Origin of the sequence: Actinoplanes sp. KI2, assembly GCF_025630775.1 — a bacterium.
Taxonomy (GTDB): Bacteria; Actinomycetota; Actinomycetes; order Mycobacteriales; family Micromonosporaceae; genus Actinoplanes.
The window spans coordinates 47,397-62,621 of record NZ_JAOSZE010000041.1; the positions used below are offsets into that span (position 1 = coordinate 47,397).

General features: G+C 70.7%; 14 protein-coding genes. 10 read left to right on the plus strand and 4 right to left on the minus strand.

What is annotated here, in order from left to right:
• Positions 1-82: 82 nt before the first annotated feature.
• The 3 genes from ODJ79_RS35260 to ODJ79_RS35270 form a co-directional block, all read right to left on the minus strand.
• Positions 83-316 (minus strand): hypothetical protein, encoded by a 234-nt coding sequence (locus tag ODJ79_RS35260; protein ID WP_263027985.1) that lies wholly within the window; start codon positions 314-316, stop codon positions 83-85.
• A 107-nt stretch (positions 317-423) separates the two neighbouring features.
• The gene (locus ODJ79_RS35265) at positions 424-1,422 is read right to left on the minus strand and encodes a cellulose binding domain-containing protein (RefSeq protein WP_263027986.1); all 999 of its coding nucleotides are present in this window, start codon (positions 1,420-1,422) and stop codon (positions 424-426) included.
• A gap of 82 nt (positions 1,423-1,504) precedes the next feature.
• Positions 1,505-3,301 (minus strand): cellulose-binding protein, encoded by a 1,797-nt coding sequence (locus ODJ79_RS35270; protein WP_263027987.1) that lies wholly within the window; start codon positions 3,299-3,301, stop codon positions 1,505-1,507.
• A gap of 345 nt (positions 3,302-3,646) precedes the next feature.
• Here ODJ79_RS35270 and ODJ79_RS35275 point away from each other — a divergent pair, with 345 nt between their 5' ends.
• From ODJ79_RS35275 to ODJ79_RS35320, 10 genes are all read left to right on the plus strand, one after another.
• Positions 3,647-4,774, plus strand: a complete 1,128-nt coding sequence (locus ODJ79_RS35275; RefSeq protein WP_263027988.1) for a cellulose binding domain-containing protein — start codon at positions 3,647-3,649, stop codon at positions 4,772-4,774.
• Between the two features lie 163 nt (positions 4,775-4,937).
• Complete coding sequence (locus ODJ79_RS35280) at positions 4,938-5,771, plus strand: LLM class flavin-dependent oxidoreductase (protein ID WP_263027989.1); 834 nt, start codon at positions 4,938-4,940, stop codon at positions 5,769-5,771.
• 92 nt (positions 5,772-5,863) lie between these two features.
• On the plus strand, positions 5,864-6,865 hold the full coding sequence (gene argC / locus ODJ79_RS35285; protein WP_263027990.1) for an N-acetyl-gamma-glutamyl-phosphate reductase: 1,002 nt from the start codon (positions 5,864-5,866) through the stop codon (positions 6,863-6,865).
• Positions 6,862-8,034 carry a bifunctional glutamate N-acetyltransferase/amino-acid acetyltransferase ArgJ gene (argJ, locus tag ODJ79_RS35290; RefSeq protein WP_263027991.1) on the plus strand — a complete coding sequence of 391 codons (1,173 nt, stop codon included), beginning with the start codon at positions 6,862-6,864 and terminating at the stop codon, positions 8,032-8,034. The genes argC and argJ overlap by 4 nt, the downstream gene beginning before the upstream one ends.
• The gene (argB, locus tag ODJ79_RS35295; protein WP_263027992.1) at positions 8,031-8,945 is read left to right on the plus strand and encodes an acetylglutamate kinase; all 915 of its coding nucleotides are present in this window, start codon (positions 8,031-8,033) and stop codon (positions 8,943-8,945) included. Before argJ ends, argB begins: the two co-directional genes overlap by 4 nt.
• A complete protein-coding gene (locus ODJ79_RS35300; RefSeq protein WP_263027993.1) occupies positions 8,942-10,090 on the plus strand; it encodes an acetylornithine transaminase in 1,149 nt (382 codons plus the stop codon). Before argB ends, ODJ79_RS35300 begins: the two co-directional genes overlap by 4 nt.
• On the plus strand, positions 10,087-11,016 hold the full coding sequence (gene argF / locus ODJ79_RS35305) for an ornithine carbamoyltransferase (protein WP_263027994.1): 930 nt from the start codon (positions 10,087-10,089) through the stop codon (positions 11,014-11,016). The genes ODJ79_RS35300 and argF overlap by 4 nt, the downstream gene beginning before the upstream one ends.
• A complete protein-coding gene (locus ODJ79_RS35310) occupies positions 11,013-11,513 on the plus strand; it encodes an arginine repressor (RefSeq protein WP_263027995.1) in 501 nt (166 codons plus the stop codon). The genes argF and ODJ79_RS35310 overlap by 4 nt, the downstream gene beginning before the upstream one ends.
• 132 nt (positions 11,514-11,645) lie before the next feature.
• Positions 11,646-13,064 (plus strand): argininosuccinate lyase, encoded by a 1,419-nt coding sequence (gene argH / locus ODJ79_RS35315; RefSeq protein WP_263027996.1) that lies wholly within the window; start codon positions 11,646-11,648, stop codon positions 13,062-13,064.
• Between the two features lie 473 nt (positions 13,065-13,537).
• Entirely contained in the window at positions 13,538-14,098 is a 561-nt protein-coding gene (locus tag ODJ79_RS35320) for a DUF5134 domain-containing protein (protein WP_263027997.1), read from the plus strand.
• 76 nt (positions 14,099-14,174) lie between these two features.
• Here ODJ79_RS35320 and ODJ79_RS35325 read toward each other — a convergent pair whose 3' ends face one another.
• A complete protein-coding gene (locus tag ODJ79_RS35325; protein ID WP_263027998.1) occupies positions 14,175-15,209 on the minus strand; it encodes a LacI family DNA-binding transcriptional regulator in 1,035 nt (344 codons plus the stop codon).
• Between the last annotated feature and the right edge of the window lie 16 nt (positions 15,210-15,225).

A 15,225-nucleotide genomic window follows, 5' to 3' on the forward strand; every position in this document is an offset into this window, starting at 1 on the left:
CGGTCTGTGGAACGCTAACAACCGGCAGTCTTCCAGCCCGGAACCGGTTCCGGCACCCCGGGTCGGTTCCGGAACTGTTCACTTAATTATCCGGATCGCTTTCATCGATGCTCGGCGCTTCGATGCCGGCCGCCTCGATCGCGTCCAGCCTGGCCTCGGCGGCCTCCTTCTCCCGCTCGACGAGCGTGGCGTACTCGACCAGCACCGACGGATCGTCGGTGTCCTCGACGCGATCGAAGAACCGCTGGGTGGCGCGGACGGCCGCGGCATAAGCGCCCGCCGCCTCCCGGAGAGCGATGATCGTCTTGTCAGCCATGCATTCAGTCATATCACCCCGCTCATGACTGCCCGATAAGGCAGAAATGTCCCGCAAGAATGCGCACCCCACCGCCCCGAGGAGCCTCGGGGCGGTGGTGATGCCCGTCAGGCGAGTGTGCAGGCGGCTCCGTTCAGGGTGGCCGAGATCGGCGGGGCGTCGCTCGCGTGCCATCCGCCGAGCAGCCCGACCGTGACGCTGCCGCCGGCCGGGATCGTGCGGTTCCAGGTCGGCGCGGTCATCGTCACGGTCGCGCCGGTCTGGGTGGCGGTGGCGTTCCAGGCCGAGGTGACCCGTTGGTCGCCGCCGAGGGTGACGGTGGCCGTCCAGCCGTTGACGGCCGTGGTGCGCTTGTTGGTGATGGTCACCTCGGCGACGAAGCCGGTGGACCACTCCGAGGTCGTCTTGTACCCGACCTGACACAACTGCGGGGGCGGCGTCGTGGTCGTCGTTGGCGTCTGAACCGTGTTCGTGGCGATCGAGACGTTGCCGGCCGCGTCCCGGGCGCGGGCGTAGTAGTAGTGCATGCCGGTGCTGGGGCTGCTGCCGAACGGGACGGTGATCGACGTACCCGTGGTGGTGCCGAGCAGGGTCGAGGTGTACCAGCCGTCGAAGAGGTAGACGTCGTACCCGGCGACCCCGACGTTGTCGGTGGCGGCGTCCCAGGCGAGCGCCGGGCCGGTCGCGGTGACCTCGGTCAGCCGGAAGTTGGCCGGGGTGGCCGGCGGCGTCGTGTCCCCGGTGGTGGATACCGGGGTGACGACGGTGACCGAGTTGCTGGTGGAGTATCCGCCGCCGGTGGCGTCCCGGGCGCTGACCGAGAACGTGTACTGCCGGCCGCCGAGGATGTAGCCGGTGACCGTCGCGGTGGTGACGTTGCCGGCGGGCTGCGACCAGAGCACGTCGTTGAACGCCTGGTGGTAGTTGATCTGGTAGTCGGTGGCGCCGTCGGCCGCGGTCCAGGCGAGCGTGACCGAGACCGGGGTGATGGCGGTGACATGCAGGTCACCGGGGGCGGGCAGGGCGGCGGCGGCCGGACGGGCCGCCACGGTCAGAAGCGTCGCCGCGAGGAGCGTCGCGGCGAACCAGACACGAGGACGAGACATGCCCTGACCGTCCGTCATATATAGACGACTGTCAACGCCCGAAAGGGCCGGGCCGGTTCGGCGGAACCGGCCCGGCCGGCGGTCACGGGTTGACGACCGTGCCGCCGAAGGTGACCTGCAGCTTGCCGTCCGAGGCGAACGACCAGCCCAGCGCGCCGCTGTAGGTGGCGCACCGCGACCCGTTGGTGCCCGACCAGAACTGGTCGGTGCCGTCCGTGGTGCCGACGGTCTTGTCGTTGGAGCCGCTGACGCCGAATCGGCAGGAGGTGTCGTTGGTGAAGGTCGAGGTGCCCTCGTCGAAGGAGAAGTTGCGTTCGGCGTTGTCGATGCTCACGTCGTTGGCGATGGTCATCGAGCCGGGGTTGCTGTTGTAGGTGAAGCCGTGATGACCGTTGTGGTAGGCGATGTTGTGCCGGATGAGGTGGTTGACCGCGATGTCCTCGCCGCCGAGCTTGTACCCGTTGCGGTCGCCGTTGGCGTTGACCGTGCCGTTGGTCAGCGTGCCGTTGCCGTAGGACAGCGAGTACTCGATCGTGACCGGTCCGATCGCGCCGGTGTCGGTCTTGGTGTAGAGGTCCCAGCCGTCGTCGATGTTGTTGTGCGACACGTCGTAGCGGAACACGTTGCCGGTGCCGGAGGTCAGCTTCGCGGCGAAGCCGTCGGCGTTCTCGCCGCCGGAGTCCATGTTGTCGTGCGACTCGGAGCTGACGATCAGGTTGTTCGCCGGCCACTGGCTGGTCGGGGTGTCCGAGGCGGCCCGCGAGATCTGCAGCCCGGAGTCCCGGTTGAAGGCGGTCACGACCCGCTCGACGACGTTGTTGCTGCCGCCGATGAAGATGCCGTTGTCGCCGGCGTGCTGGACGGTGATGCCGTACACGTGCCAGTAGTTGGCCATCAGCTGCAGGCCGCGGTTGCTCGAGCTCTCGCTCTGGGCGGAGAAGTCGAGGACCGGGGTCTCACCGGGGTACGCCGAGAGCGTCTTGAGCGCGCCGGACGCCCCGTTGTTGCCGGCCGCGATCGTGATCGTGGACGAGAGGCTGTAGGTCCCGCCCCGCATGTAGATCGTCCCGCCGGCCGCGATCCGGGTGATCGCGTCGGCCAGGGTGGTCGGTGCTGACTGCGTGCCCGCCGCGCCGGCCACGCCGTTCGTGGCGACGTAGAGGGCCCCGCTGGTCGGAGGCGTCGTCGGGCTCGTCGGAGGCGTCGTTGGGCTGGTCGTGGGCGAGGTGGTCGGCGACGAGGTGGTCCCGCCACCGCCGCCGTTGTCCACGACGACGTCGTCGAAGCGGCCGGCCGCGTGCTCGGTCAGCAGGCCGATCCGGCCGGCGCTGATCGTGGTGTCGGTGGCGCTCCCGACGCTGGTCCCGTTGATCGTGCCGCTGATCGTGCTGCCGTTGAGGGTGAGCTTGAGCGTGTAGAAGGTGCTGGTCGAGATCGTCTGGGAGAGTGATCCGAGTACGGTGATCGACGAGCCGTTCATGGTCTCCAGCTGCACCTTGTTGCCGCCGGTCAGCGACAGCCGGTACATCTTGGTCGAGCCCGAGGCACGCGCGGTGAGCGCGACGACGCCCGCGGTGGAGGCGAACGAGGTGGCCTTGACCCGGGCCTGCACGGAGTAGTTGGTCCAGCTCGTGTCGCCGGCGAACTCGCGGGCTCGCTCGCTGCCGGAGTCGGACTGCTGGAAGACCTGGCTGCCGTCGCTGACGATCGACCAGGTGCCGCCGGACTTCGACCAGCCGCTGGTGCTGCCGCTCTCGAAGTCCGCGCTGAAGACGGTGGCCGCTTCGGCGTTCGTGACGGTGACGAACAGGCCGGCGGCGACCACGGTGGCCAGGCCGCCGACGACAGCCAGCCGCCGCAGGCGTAGTGCGGTTGCCATCTGCATTTCTCCTTATCGCAATTTCGGAGCCCGCCGGGGGAGAACTGAAATGGGCGCGGAATTGCCAGAAGCGCCGGCGGTTTCCCGAGGACGTTGCTGGAAATCCTCATCCCGCCATATATGGGAGTCAATGCATTCTATTTGCAGGTTTGTTGCATTGATCTTGGCGTGAGGTAACTTGGACATTCCGGGCACTTCTTGCGTGCCGCGGCGAAGGGCTCCTAACATCTGCGCAATACCGCATTGACGTTCATGAAACTTTGGGCCCGGCTGTCGAAGCGCTTCGACAGGCAAAGTCGCAGGTGACGCCCGTGTGGTCAGCGAAGATCGACAAGGAGATGCACCATGCAAAGGCGTAATCTCGCCGTCTGCCTGGCCGCGAGCCTGGGCATCGCGACCGCCGCCGGAGTCGTCCCGGCGCTGCCCGCGTCCGCGGCCGCCGGCTGCACGGTCACCTACCAGGTGAGCAGCAGTTGGCCGGGCGGTTTCGGGGCCAATGTCACCGTCAAGAATCTGGGCGACGCGATCGGCTCGTGGACCCTGGTGTGGTCGTTCGGGGCCGGCCAGACGGTCACCCAGGCATGGAACACGACGCTCACCCAGAGCGGTTCGACCGTGACCGCGAAGAACGCGAGCTACAACGGCTCGATCGCCACCAACGGGACCGCGTCGTTCGGCTTCAACGGCTCGTGGACCGGCACGAATCCGGCGCCGACCGGCTTCACCCTCAACGGCACGGCCTGCACCGGCACCGTGACCAACCCGACCACCTCGCCGACGACCCCGCCCACCACCTCGCCGACCACGTCGCCGAGCAGCGGCGTGCCGTCGGACGCGGTGTGGGTCGCCTCCGGGCAGTGGGACTCGTGGACGAACAACGGCTACACGCTCAACAACGACGTCTGGGGCTCGGGTGCCGGACCGCAGACGATCTGGGCGCGTACCGGAACGAACTGGGGCGTGGTCGCGAACCACCCGCGGACCAGCGGCGTGAAGTCGTACCCGCACACCGGCAAGACGCTCAACCGCACGCTGAGCTCGCTGAGCTCGATCTCCAGCTCGTTCAACGTCGCGGTGCCCGCGGACGGCGACTACGAGACGGCGTACGACATCTGGGCCAACAACAACGCGTACGAGATCATGATCTGGACGAACCAGCACGGCGCGGTCGGCCCGATCGCCTCGTCCTACGACCAGAACGGCGCCGTCCCGTCGGCCGCCAACGTCACCGTCGGCGGTCACACCTGGAACGTCTACCGCGGCTCGAACGGCAGCAACCAGGTCTACTCGTTCGTCCGCACCAGCACGACCAACTCCGGCACGATCAACGTCCTGGCCGTCCTGAACTGGCTGAAGACCCAGGGCTGGTACGGCGACGTGACGGTCGGCGACATCCAGTTCGGCTTCGAGCTGAGCGGCACGGCCGGCCAGTCCAACTTCACCTGCAACAGCTTCGCCATCACGTACGCCTGACTCCCGGGGGCCCGCGGCGCGCGGGCCCCCGCCCCGGTCGGGTAGCCTTGGCCGCGAAATCCGTATCCCCGGCTCGAGAAGTACGTCGCAGATGAGCCCGGGACCCCATGACCGGGGAGGAGGGGGCGACTCAGTTGTCGCTGCCTACCTACGGAGAGATCTCATGGAATTCGGCCTTGGGCTGCCCATCAGCGCGCCCGCACGCCTCCTCGACTGGGCCCGCGCCGCCGAAGCGTGCGGCTTCGACACCCTGGCGCTGCTGGACCGGCTCGCCTTCGACAACCCCGAACCGCTGACCGCCCTCGCCGTGCTGGCCGGCGCGACCGGCCGCATCCGGCTGCAGACCGAGGTGCTGCTCGGCCCGCTCCGGCAGACCGCGCTGCTGGCCAAGCAGGTCGCCACGCTGCACCGGATGTCCGGCGGCAGGTTCGTGCTCGGCATCGGCGTCGGCGGCCGCGAGGACGACCACGCCGCGGCCGGCGTGCCGATCGCCCGGCGCGGGCGGATGCTCGACGAGCAGCTGGTGGCGCTGAAGGAAATCTGGCGCGGCGACCTCATCGGGCCGCGACCGGTCGCCGACCCGCCCATCCTGATCGGCGGGTTCGCCCCGGCGGCGCTGCAGCGGGTCGCCCGGCACGCCGACGGGTTCATCTGCGCGGCGCCCGCCTCCTGGGCCGGCGGTCTGATCCACTCGGTGCGAGAGCAGTGGGCCGAGGCCGGCCGCCCCGGCGCGCCGCGCATCGTCTGCCAGGTCAACGTCGCGGTCGGCGCCCGGGAGACGATCGCCGACGCCCGCCGGGCCGTGGCCGAGTACTACGCCTTCACCGGCCGGGCCGGCTGGGGCGCGCCGCTGACCGAGCCGGCCCAGATCGCCGAAGCGGTGGCCGAGTACGCCGCGCTCGGCGCCGACGAAGTCGTCTTCTACTGCTACGGCGCCGATCCCGCTCAGGTCGAGGCGATCGCCCACCTCCTGAGATCAGGGCCAGGCGCGGGCTGACCCTCCCATCTTGTGGGCGATTGCCGCCTAATCATTTGCCGCCCCGCTGCCCGGCTTGATACGGTCCTCTGCATAGTCATGCGGAGGTTGGTATGGGAATCCGGGTTGCGGTCGCCGGGGCCAGTGGATACGCGGGCGGCGAGCTGCTCCGCCTGCTCGCCGGGCACCCCGAGTTCGACCTGGTCGCGGCCACGGCGCACGCGCAGGCCGGCGCGCACGTCAGCGCCGTGCACCCGCAGCTGACCGGTCTCGACCTGACGCTCGGCGCGACCGACGCGGCCGGCCTGGCCGACGCCGACCTGGTGTTTCTCGCCCTGCCGCACGGGCAGTCGGCGGCACTCGCCGCGCAGCTGCCGGCCGGCACCAAGGTGGTGGACCTCGGGGCGGACTTCCGGCTGCGGGACGGCGAGCTCTGGCGGCAATACTACGGCGGCGAGCACGCCGGCACCTGGACGTACGGGCTGCCCGAGCTGCCCGGCCAGCGGGAGCTGATCGCGGCCGCCGACCGGGTGGCGAACACGGGTTGTTATGCGGCCACCATCACGCTCGCGCTCGCCCCGCTGATCGCCGGTGGGCTCGCCGACCCGGCCGATGTGGTCGTGGTGGCCGCCTCGGGCACCTCCGGCGCGGGGCGCAACGCGAAGGTGAGCCTGCTGGCCAGCGAGGTGATGGGTGACCTCTCGCCGTACAAGGTGGGCGCACACCAGCACGTGCCGGAGATCAAGCAGGCCACCGGCGCGACGTCGCTCTCGATGACCCCGGTGCTGGCCCCGATGCCACGCGGCATCCTGGCGACGGTCACCGCGCGTTTTCGACGGGACGGGGATCCCCGCGAGGTGCTGGCGCAGGCGTACGCGAACGAGGCTTTTGTGCATGTGCTGCCCGAAGGGCAGTGGCCGCACACGGCGGCGACCGCCGGCTCGAACTCCTGCCACCTGCAGGCCACGGTCGACGTCGACTCCGGTCGGATGATCGTGGTCAGCGCGCTCGACAACCTCGGCAAGGGCGCCGCCGGCCAGGCCGTGCAGTGCGCCAACCTCATGTCCGGCCTGCCCGAGACGACGGGCCTGTCCGTGTTCGGAGTCGCACCATGACCGTCACCCACCCCAAGGGCTTCCGGGCCGGCGGCGTCGCCGCCGGGCTCAAGCCCTCCGGCAACCCGGACGTCGCGCTGGTCGTCAACGACGGGCCCGACTTCACCGCGGCCGCCGTCTTCACCGGCAACCGGGTCAAGGCCGCGCCGGTGCTCTGGAGCCAGCAGGTGCTCAAGGGCGGCATCGTGCGCGCCGTCGTGCTCAACTCGGGCGGCGCGAACGCGTGCACCGGCTCGCAGGGCTTCCGGGACACGCACGCGACCGCCGAGCACACCGCGACGGTGCTGCGCGGCGGCGCGCGGCCGCAGATGATCGGCCCGGGCGACGTGGCGGTCTGCTCGACCGGGCTGATCGGCGAGCTGCTGCCGATGGACAAGCTGCTGCCGGGGGTCACCGCGGCGGCCAAGGCGCTCACGGCCGACGGCGGCGCACGGGCCGCCGAAGCGATCATGACGACCGACACGGTCGCCAAGAACGCCGTCGTGCGCAAGGAGGGCTGGTCGGTCGGCGGGATGGCGAAGGGCGCCGGGATGCTGGCGCCGGCCCTGGCCACGATGCTCGTCGTGATCACCACCGACGCCTCGGCGGACAACGAGGTGCTCGACGCGGCGCTGCGCGCGGCCACCAGGGTCACCTTCGACCGGATCGACTCGGACGGCTGCATGTCCACCAACGACACGGTGCTGCTGCTGGCCAGCGGCGCCTCCAACGTGCAGCCCTCGCCGGCGGAACTGACCGAGGCGGTGACGGCCGTGTGCCACGACCTGGCGCAGCAGCTGATCGCGGACGCCGAGGGCGCCACCAAGCACGTCGCGATCACCGTGGAGGGCGCGGCGAGCGAGGCGGACGCGGTCGAGGTCGGGCGGGTCGTGGCGCGCAACAACCTGGTGAAGACGGCGCTGTTCGGCAACGACCCGAACTGGGGGCGGATCCTGGCCGCGGTCGGCACGACCTCGGCCCGCTTCGAGCCGGACCGGGTGGACGTGGCGATCAACGGGGTGTGGATCTGCAAGGGCGGGGCCGCGGCCGAGGACCGGTCCAAGGTCGACCTCAGCGGGCGGGACGTGACGATCACCATCAACCTGCGCGAGGGCGAGATGGCGGCGACGATCTGGACCACCGATCTGTCGCACGCGTACGTGCACGAGAACTCGGCGTACTCGTCGTGACCACCCCGCACGAGAAGGCCGAGGTGCTGATCGAGGCGCTGCCGTGGCTGGAGCGCTTTCATGGCGCCACCGTCGTGATCAAATATGGCGGGAACGCCATGATCAACCCGGAGCTCCAGGCCGCCTTCGCCGCCGATATCGTATTTATGCGGTATGTCGGCATCAAGCCGGTGGTGGTGCACGGGGGCGGGCCGCAGATCAGCAAGATGCTGGACCGGCTGGGGATCGAGAGCGAGTTCCGGGGAGGCCTGCGGGTCACCTCGCCCGAGGCGATGGACGTCGTCCGGATGGTGCTCACCGGACAGGTCGGGCGCGAGCTGGTCGGGTTGATCAACCAGCACGGGCCGTTCGCGGTGGGGCTCTCCGGCGAAGATGCCAAACTCTTCACCGCCGTGCGCCGGACCGCGTTCGTGGACGGTTCGGCGGTCGACATCGGGCAGGTCGGCGACGTGGACAGGGTGGACACCTCGGCGGTCGACGACCTGATCGCCGCCGGTCGCATCCCGGTCATTGCCACCGTCGCGCCCGACATTTCGGGAATCTTGCACAATGTCAATGCGGACACCGCCGCCGCGGCGCTGGCCGAAGCCCTCGGCGCCCGCAAGCTGGTGATCCTCACCGACGTGCCCGGCCTCTACACCGACTGGCCCGACACGAGCTCGCTCACCACCCGCATCGATGCCGACGCCCTCGAGAAGCTGCTGCCCGGCCTCGAGTCCGGCATGGTCCCCAAGATGGAGGCGTGCCTGCGCGCCGTCCGCGGTGGCGTGCCCGCCGCGCATGTCGTCGACGGCCGCGTCGCCCACTCCACGCTGCTCGAAGTCTTCACGTCCGAAGGGATCGGAACCATGGTGGTGCCCTCATCCATCCAACCGCCCCACCCGCCGCCCCTGAACGGAACAGAAGCATGACCGCGCTGGTCGACCGCTGGCAACAGTCGATGATGAACAACTACGGGACCCCGCGGATCGCCTTCGTCCGCGGCGAGGGCGCGGTCCTCACCGACGAGAACGGCAAGCAGTACGTCGACTTCCTCGGCGGCATCGCGGTCAACGCGCTCGGCCACGCCCACCCGGCCGTGGTCCAGGCCGTCACCCAGCAGATCTCCTCCCTCGGGCACGTCTCCAACCTGTACCTGGCCGAGCCGTGCGTCGCCCTCGCCGAGTTGCTGCTGGCGCTGGCCGGCCGGTCGGGCCGGGTCGTCTTCGGCAACTCGGGCGCGGAGGCGAACGAGGCCGCCTTCAAGCTGTCCCGCCTCACCGGACGTACCCGGGTGGTCGCCACGCACGGGGCGTTCCATGGCCGCACGATGGGCGCGCTCGCCCTGACCGGCCAGCCGTCGAAGGCCGACCCGTTCCGGCCGCTTCCCGGCGAGGTGACCCATGTCGACTTCGGTGACCTGTCCGCCTTGAGCCAGGCGGTGTCGGACAAAACGGCAATGGTCATCATCGAGCCGATCCAGGGCGAGAACGGCGTGGTCGTCCCGCCGGCCGGGTACCTGGCCGGCGCCCGGGAGATCTGCACCCGCAACGGCGCCCTGCTCGTGCTCGACGAGGTGCAGACCGGCATCGGCCGCACCGGACACTGGTTCCACCACCAGAGCGAGGGCGTCGAGCCCGACGTGATCACGCTGGCCAAGGGTCTCGGCGGCGGCCTGCCGCTGGGCGCCTGCATCGCGTTCGGCCCGGCCGCCGACCTGTTCACCCCCGGCTCGCACGGCACCACGTTCGGCGGCAACCCGGTCGCCTGCGCGGCCGGCCTCGCGGTGATCCGCACGATCGCCGGCGAGGGCCTGCTCGACCACGTGAAACGGGTCGGCGAGCAGTTGCACCGCGGCCTGGAGAAGAATCCGCTGGTCCGCGAGGTCCGCGGGGCCGGCCTCCTGCTCGGCGTCGTCCTTCACCGGCCGGTCTCCGGAGAAATCAGGGACAAGCTCGAAGAATCGGGCTTCCTGGTCAACGCCCCCAACCCGAACGTCATCCGGCTCGCGCCGCCCCTGATCATCAGCGCCGAGCAAGCCGATGCCCTCATCAATGCCCTGGACGGTCTCAAGTGACTAGGCATTTCCTCCGCGACGACGACCTCACCCCCGCCGAGCAGTCCGCCGTCCTCGACCTCGCGGCCAAGATGAAGGCCCACCGCTTCCAGTTCCGCCCCCTCGAGGGCCCGCGCTCGGTCGCCGTCTTCTTCGACAAGGTCAGCCTGCGCACCCGGCTCTCCTTCGAGGCCGGCATCGCCGAGCTCGGCGGCCAGCCGATCATCGTGGACACCCAGGCCACCCACTTCGGCCGCGGCGAGTCGCTGGCCGACGCCGGCCGGGTCGTCGCCCGCTACGCCGCCGCCCTGGTCTTCCGCACCACCGGCGACGAGCGGCTCACCCAGCTGGCCTCCGGCGTCGACGTCCCGGTGGTCAACGCGCTCACCGACGGCTTCCACCCCTGCCAGCTGCTCGCCGACCTGCAGACCATCCGGGAACGCTTCGGCCGGACCAAGAACCTCAAGCTTGCGTACGTCGGGGACGCGGCCAACAACATGGCGCACTCCTACCTGCTCGCCGGTGCGACCGCGGGCATGCACGTACGGGTCGCGGGCCCCTCCGGTTTCGACCCGTCCCCGGTCGTGGTGGCCCAGGCCGCCGAGATCGCGGCCCGCACCGGCGGCTCGGTCGACGTGCTCCGCGACCCGTTCGAGGCGGCCGACGGCGTGGACGTGCTCGCCACCGACACCTGGACGTCGATGGGGCAGGAGAACGACGGCAAGGACCGGCTCACCCCGTTCCGGCCGTACCAGGTCAACGACCAGCTCCTCGGCGCCGCCGCGCCGGAGGCGATCGTCCTGCACTGCCTGCCCGCGCACCGCGGCGAGGAGATCACCGACGAGGTGCTGGACGGTCCGCGGAGCGCGGTCTTCGACCAGGCCGAGAACCGGCTGCACGCGCAGAAGGCCCTGCTGGCCTGGCTGCTGGCGGTGAATGAGAAATGACCGGACCGGTGACCCGAGCCGGGCGGCACGCCCGGATCGTCGAACTGATCAGGCAGAAGGCGATCCGGTCGCAGACCGAGCTGGCCGAGCTGCTGGCGGCCGAGGGCGTGCAGGTCACCCAGGCCACCCTGTCGCGCGACCTGGAGGAGCTGCGCGCCGTTAAGGTCGGCGGCGCCTACCTCATCCCCGAGGACGGGACCCGGCCGCTGCGCGAGGTCGAGGACGCCCCGGCCCGTCTGCTGCGGCTGCTGCGCGAGCTGCTCACCGGGGTGGACGCCAGCGGCAACATCGCCGTCCTGCGTACCCCGCCGGGAGCCGCGCAGTTCCTGGCGAGCGCGCTGGACCGGTCCGGACTCACCGATGTCGTCGGCACCATCGCCGGCGACGACACCATCCTCGTCGTGGCCCGCGACGTCACCGGGGGCAAGGCACTCGCCGAGAAACTCGCCGACTGGGCCGGACATACCGGTGAACACAGCGAAGGGAGCATCCCGTGATCGAGCGGGTCGTCCATCACCAGCGGCTGGCAGACTGAGCGCCGTGGCGGCGAGGAGCGCAGCGATCGAGCCCATTCGACCCTGCAAATCGGTCTTGGGCCGCCCAGCGCAACTTGTGCACGGAGGGACGAAATGACAAAGACTTCGCTGTGGGGTGGCCGGTTCTCCGGCGGCCCCGCCGACGCCCTGGCGCGCCTGTCGGTGAGCGTCCAGTTCGACTGGCGGCTCGCGCCGTACGACATCGCCGCCTCCCGCGCCCACGCCCGGGTGCTCGCCGCGGCCGGGCTGCTCGACCCGGACGAGTTGGGCCGCATGCTGGCCGCCCTCGACGACCTCGAGGCGGCCTGCGCGTCCGGCGAGTTCCGGCCGACCATCGACGACGAGGACGTGCACACCGCGCTGGAGCGGGGCCTGCTCGAGCGGCTCGGCACGCTCGGCGGCAAGCTGCGGGCCGGCCGGTCCCGCAACGACCAGGTCGCCACCGACCTGCGGCTCTACCTGCGCGACCACGCCCGCGGCCTGGCCGTGGCGCTGGTCGAGCTGGCCGACGCGCTCACCGAGCAGGCGGCGCGGAACGTGGACACGGCCGCGCCCGGCATGACCCACGTGCAGCACGCCCAGCCGGTGACCTTCGGCCACTGGCTGCTCGCCCACGTGCATCCGCTGCTGCGCGACCTCGACCGGCTGCGCGACTGGGACGCCCGGGCGGCCATCTCGCCGCTCGGCTCCGGCGCCCTCGCGGGCTCGTCGCTGCCGCTCGACCCGGCCGCCGTAGCCAAGGAGCTGGGTTTCGCGGCGCCCGCGCCGAACTCCATGGACGCCGTGGCCGACCGCGATTTCGTGGCCGAGTTCCTGTTCGTCACGGCGCTGATCGGGGTGCACCTGTCCCGCCTCGGCGAGGAGGTGGTGCTCTGGACCTCCACCGAGTTCGGCTGGGTGGAGCTGGACGACGCCTTCGCCACCGGATCGTCGATCATGCCGCAGAAGAAGAACGCGGACATCGCCGAGCTGGCCCGGGGCAAGAGCGGGCGGCTGGTGGGCGGGCTGGTGGCGGTGCTCACCATGCTCAAGGGCCTGCCCCTGACGTACGACCGGGACATGCAGGAGGACAAGGAGCCGGCGTTCGACGCGATCGAGACGCTGCAGCTGCTGCTGCCGGCCCTGGCCGGCATGATCTCCACGATGACCGTACGGGTCGACCGCCTGGCCGCGGCCGCCCCGGTCGGCTTCTCGCTGGCCACCGAGGTCGCCGACTGGCTGGTCCGGCGCGGCGTGCCGTTCCGCGACGCGCACGAGATCACCGGCCAGCTGGTGGCGCTGTGCTCGGTGCGCGGCTGCGAGCTCGAGGACCTCACCGACGACGACCTGGCCAAGGTCAGCGAGCACCTCGACCCGTCGGTGCGCGAGGTCATGTCGGTCGAGTCGGCGCTGGCCGCCCGCACCACCCCCGGCTCGACCGGGCCCGGCCCGGTGGCCGAGCAGCTCGCCCTGGTCCAGCACAAGCTGGACAGCTGGCGGCAGTGGGCCGTCGAGAAGGTTGTCCCCCGCTAGACCCGGACCTGCGCCTGCACCGGGTGGCGGGCCGGCTGACCGGCGGGCAGTTCGCGGCGTTCGCCGACGGGCTGCTGATCCGCCGGTCGTTTGGCCTGGCCCGGCTAGTCACGCCCGGCGCCGCGCTGGTGTGCCGGCCGAAGTGCTCCCGATCGCGGTGCTGGGCGCGCGGCTGTCCTCTTCCACCCGGGCGTGTTCGCGGCCGGGCTCGGGCTGATCCGGGTCGGGGTGGCGTTCGTGCTGCGCCCGCGGCTCGGCGGCCGCCACTAGCGGCCGCAACACCCCGGCGTGGCCGGCTCCCGCCGCCACCTGCGTCGTGCGCGCGCCTCGGCTGGCCGTTCCGCGGTCTGCGGTGGCGCGTGGTGTGCCCGGATCGGGTGGTGGATCGCTCGCGGGCGGTACTGACGTGGCGATCGTCGACCGTCTAACGTGGCCGGAAGATCGTTCCCTCGGCGCGGGAGGCAGTTCCCACGATGATCGGTCTCGAGAGTCTGCGATGGGTGCTGACCTGCGCGTTTGCCATCGCCACGCTGTTTCACCTGGTGCGGGTGCTGCGGCCGGCCGGGGCGGGATTCGTCGATGAGGTGCTGCATCTGTTCATGGGCGGGTCGATGATCGCGATGATCTGGCCGTGGGGGTCGGGGGTGCCGGCCAGTGTTTGGGTCACCGGGTTCACGCTGTCGACCGGGTGGTTCGTGAGCCGGGCTCTCGTGGCAACGGGCAGTCGGCTGGCGCCGATCTACTTCGCCAGCGCCACGGCCGCGATGCTGTGGATGGCCGCCACGACATCGACCGCGAAAAGCGAAATGTCGAGCATGCGCGGGATGGGGCACGACCATGCGGCGGCGGCCGGCTTTCCGGCGTGGGTCAGCGCGGCCCTCGGTGCCTACCTCGTGGCGGCGGCTCTGTGGTGGGCGGTCCGGGGCATGCATCTGCGCCCGGCCGCGATCGCGCCGCAGGCCCCGCGCTGGCCCGAGGTCTGCCATGCCACGATGAGCGCCGCGATGGGCCTCGCGCTGCTGGCAATGGCCTGACGGTCTGATCCGGTTAAGTCAGAAAGCCCGACGACCATTCGTGCAAACTCTGAAAGAACTTGCACCGGGAAACAGCTCAGGCGGCGGCGATCTCGCGGCGGGTCGGTGCGATCGCCGTCGACCCGCGGACCACCAGCTCCGGGCGGAACAGGTACTCCGAGTGCGGCGCCCCGTGGCCGTCGATCTCGTCCACCAGGCACCGGACCGCCGCCACCGCCATCGATGACACCGGCTGGCGCAGCGTGGTGAGCGGCGGATCGGTGAAGGCGATCAGCGGCGAGTCGTCAAATCCGATCACCGACACGTCCCGCGGCACCGACAGCCCCCGGCGCCGGGCGGCCCGGATAGCGCCCAGCGCCATCAGGTCCGAGGCGCACACGATCCCGGTCACCCCCTGCTCGAGCAGGCGATCCGCGGCCACCTCGCCGCCCTCGACGCCGAACAGGGTCAGGGCCACGAAGTCGTCCGAGACCTCCGAGGCGCCCAGTTCCCGGGCGAGCGCGGCCCGATATCCGGCCAGCTTCCGCTGGGTGTTGATGAACCGGTTCGGTCCCGAGATCATGCCGATCCGCCGGTGGCCGAGGGCGACCAGGTGCGAGACCGCGAGGTCGCCGGCCAGCCGGTCGTCGCACGACACGAACGGCGCCTCGATCGTCTCGGCGTACCCGTTGACCAGCACGATCGGAAGCGGTCGCTCGATCAGCCGGCGGTAGCGCGACTGGTCGGCGGCGGTGTCCGCGGACAGGCTCGAGACGAAGATGATCCCGCTGACCTGCCGGTCGAGCATCATCTCCACGTACTCGTCCTCGGTGACCCCGCCCGGCGACTGCGTGCACAGCACCGGCGTGTAGCCGTGCTGGGCCAGTGTCGACTCGATGACCTGGGCGAACGCCGGGAAGATCGGGTTGTCCAACTCGGGCACGATCAGGCCGACGAGGCCGGCGGAGCGCTTGCGCAGACGCTCCGGCCGTTCATAACCCAGCACGTCGAGTGCGGTCAGCACCGCCTGCCGGGTTTCATGCGACACGCCGGGCCGGTCATTGATGACGCGCGACACCGTCGCCTCGCTGACCTGCGCCTGCCGGGCGATGTCGGACATCCTCGCTCGCATGCACGGCACTGTACCG

Coding starts and splice junctions, on each gene's coding strand:
- ODJ79_RS35320 (WP_263027997.1), top strand. CDS start 13,538: ATGATCGGTCTCGAGAGTCTGCGATGGGTGCTGACCTGCGCGTTTGCC.
- ODJ79_RS35325 (WP_263027998.1), bottom strand. CDS start 15,209: ATGCGAGCGAGGATGTCCGACATCGCCCGGCAGGCGCAGGTCAGCGAG.
- ODJ79_RS35260 (WP_263027985.1), bottom strand. CDS start 316: ATGGCTGACAAGACGATCATCGCTCTCCGGGAGGCGGCGGGCGCTTAT.
- argH (WP_263027996.1), top strand. CDS start 11,646: ATGACAAAGACTTCGCTGTGGGGTGGCCGGTTCTCCGGCGGCCCCGCC.
- ODJ79_RS35265 (WP_263027986.1), bottom strand. CDS start 1,422: ATGTCTCGTCCTCGTGTCTGGTTCGCCGCGACGCTCCTCGCGGCGACG.
- ODJ79_RS35270 (WP_263027987.1), bottom strand. CDS start 3,301: ATGGCAACCGCACTACGCCTGCGGCGGCTGGCTGTCGTCGGCGGCCTG.
- argC (WP_263027990.1), top strand. CDS start 5,864: ATGGGAATCCGGGTTGCGGTCGCCGGGGCCAGTGGATACGCGGGCGGC.
- ODJ79_RS35310 (WP_263027995.1), top strand. CDS start 11,013: ATGACCGGACCGGTGACCCGAGCCGGGCGGCACGCCCGGATCGTCGAA.
- ODJ79_RS35280 (WP_263027989.1), top strand. CDS start 4,938: ATGGAATTCGGCCTTGGGCTGCCCATCAGCGCGCCCGCACGCCTCCTC.
- argJ (WP_263027991.1), top strand. CDS start 6,862: ATGACCGTCACCCACCCCAAGGGCTTCCGGGCCGGCGGCGTCGCCGCC.
- ODJ79_RS35275 (WP_263027988.1), top strand. CDS start 3,647: ATGCAAAGGCGTAATCTCGCCGTCTGCCTGGCCGCGAGCCTGGGCATC.
- ODJ79_RS35300 (WP_263027993.1), top strand. CDS start 8,942: ATGACCGCGCTGGTCGACCGCTGGCAACAGTCGATGATGAACAACTAC.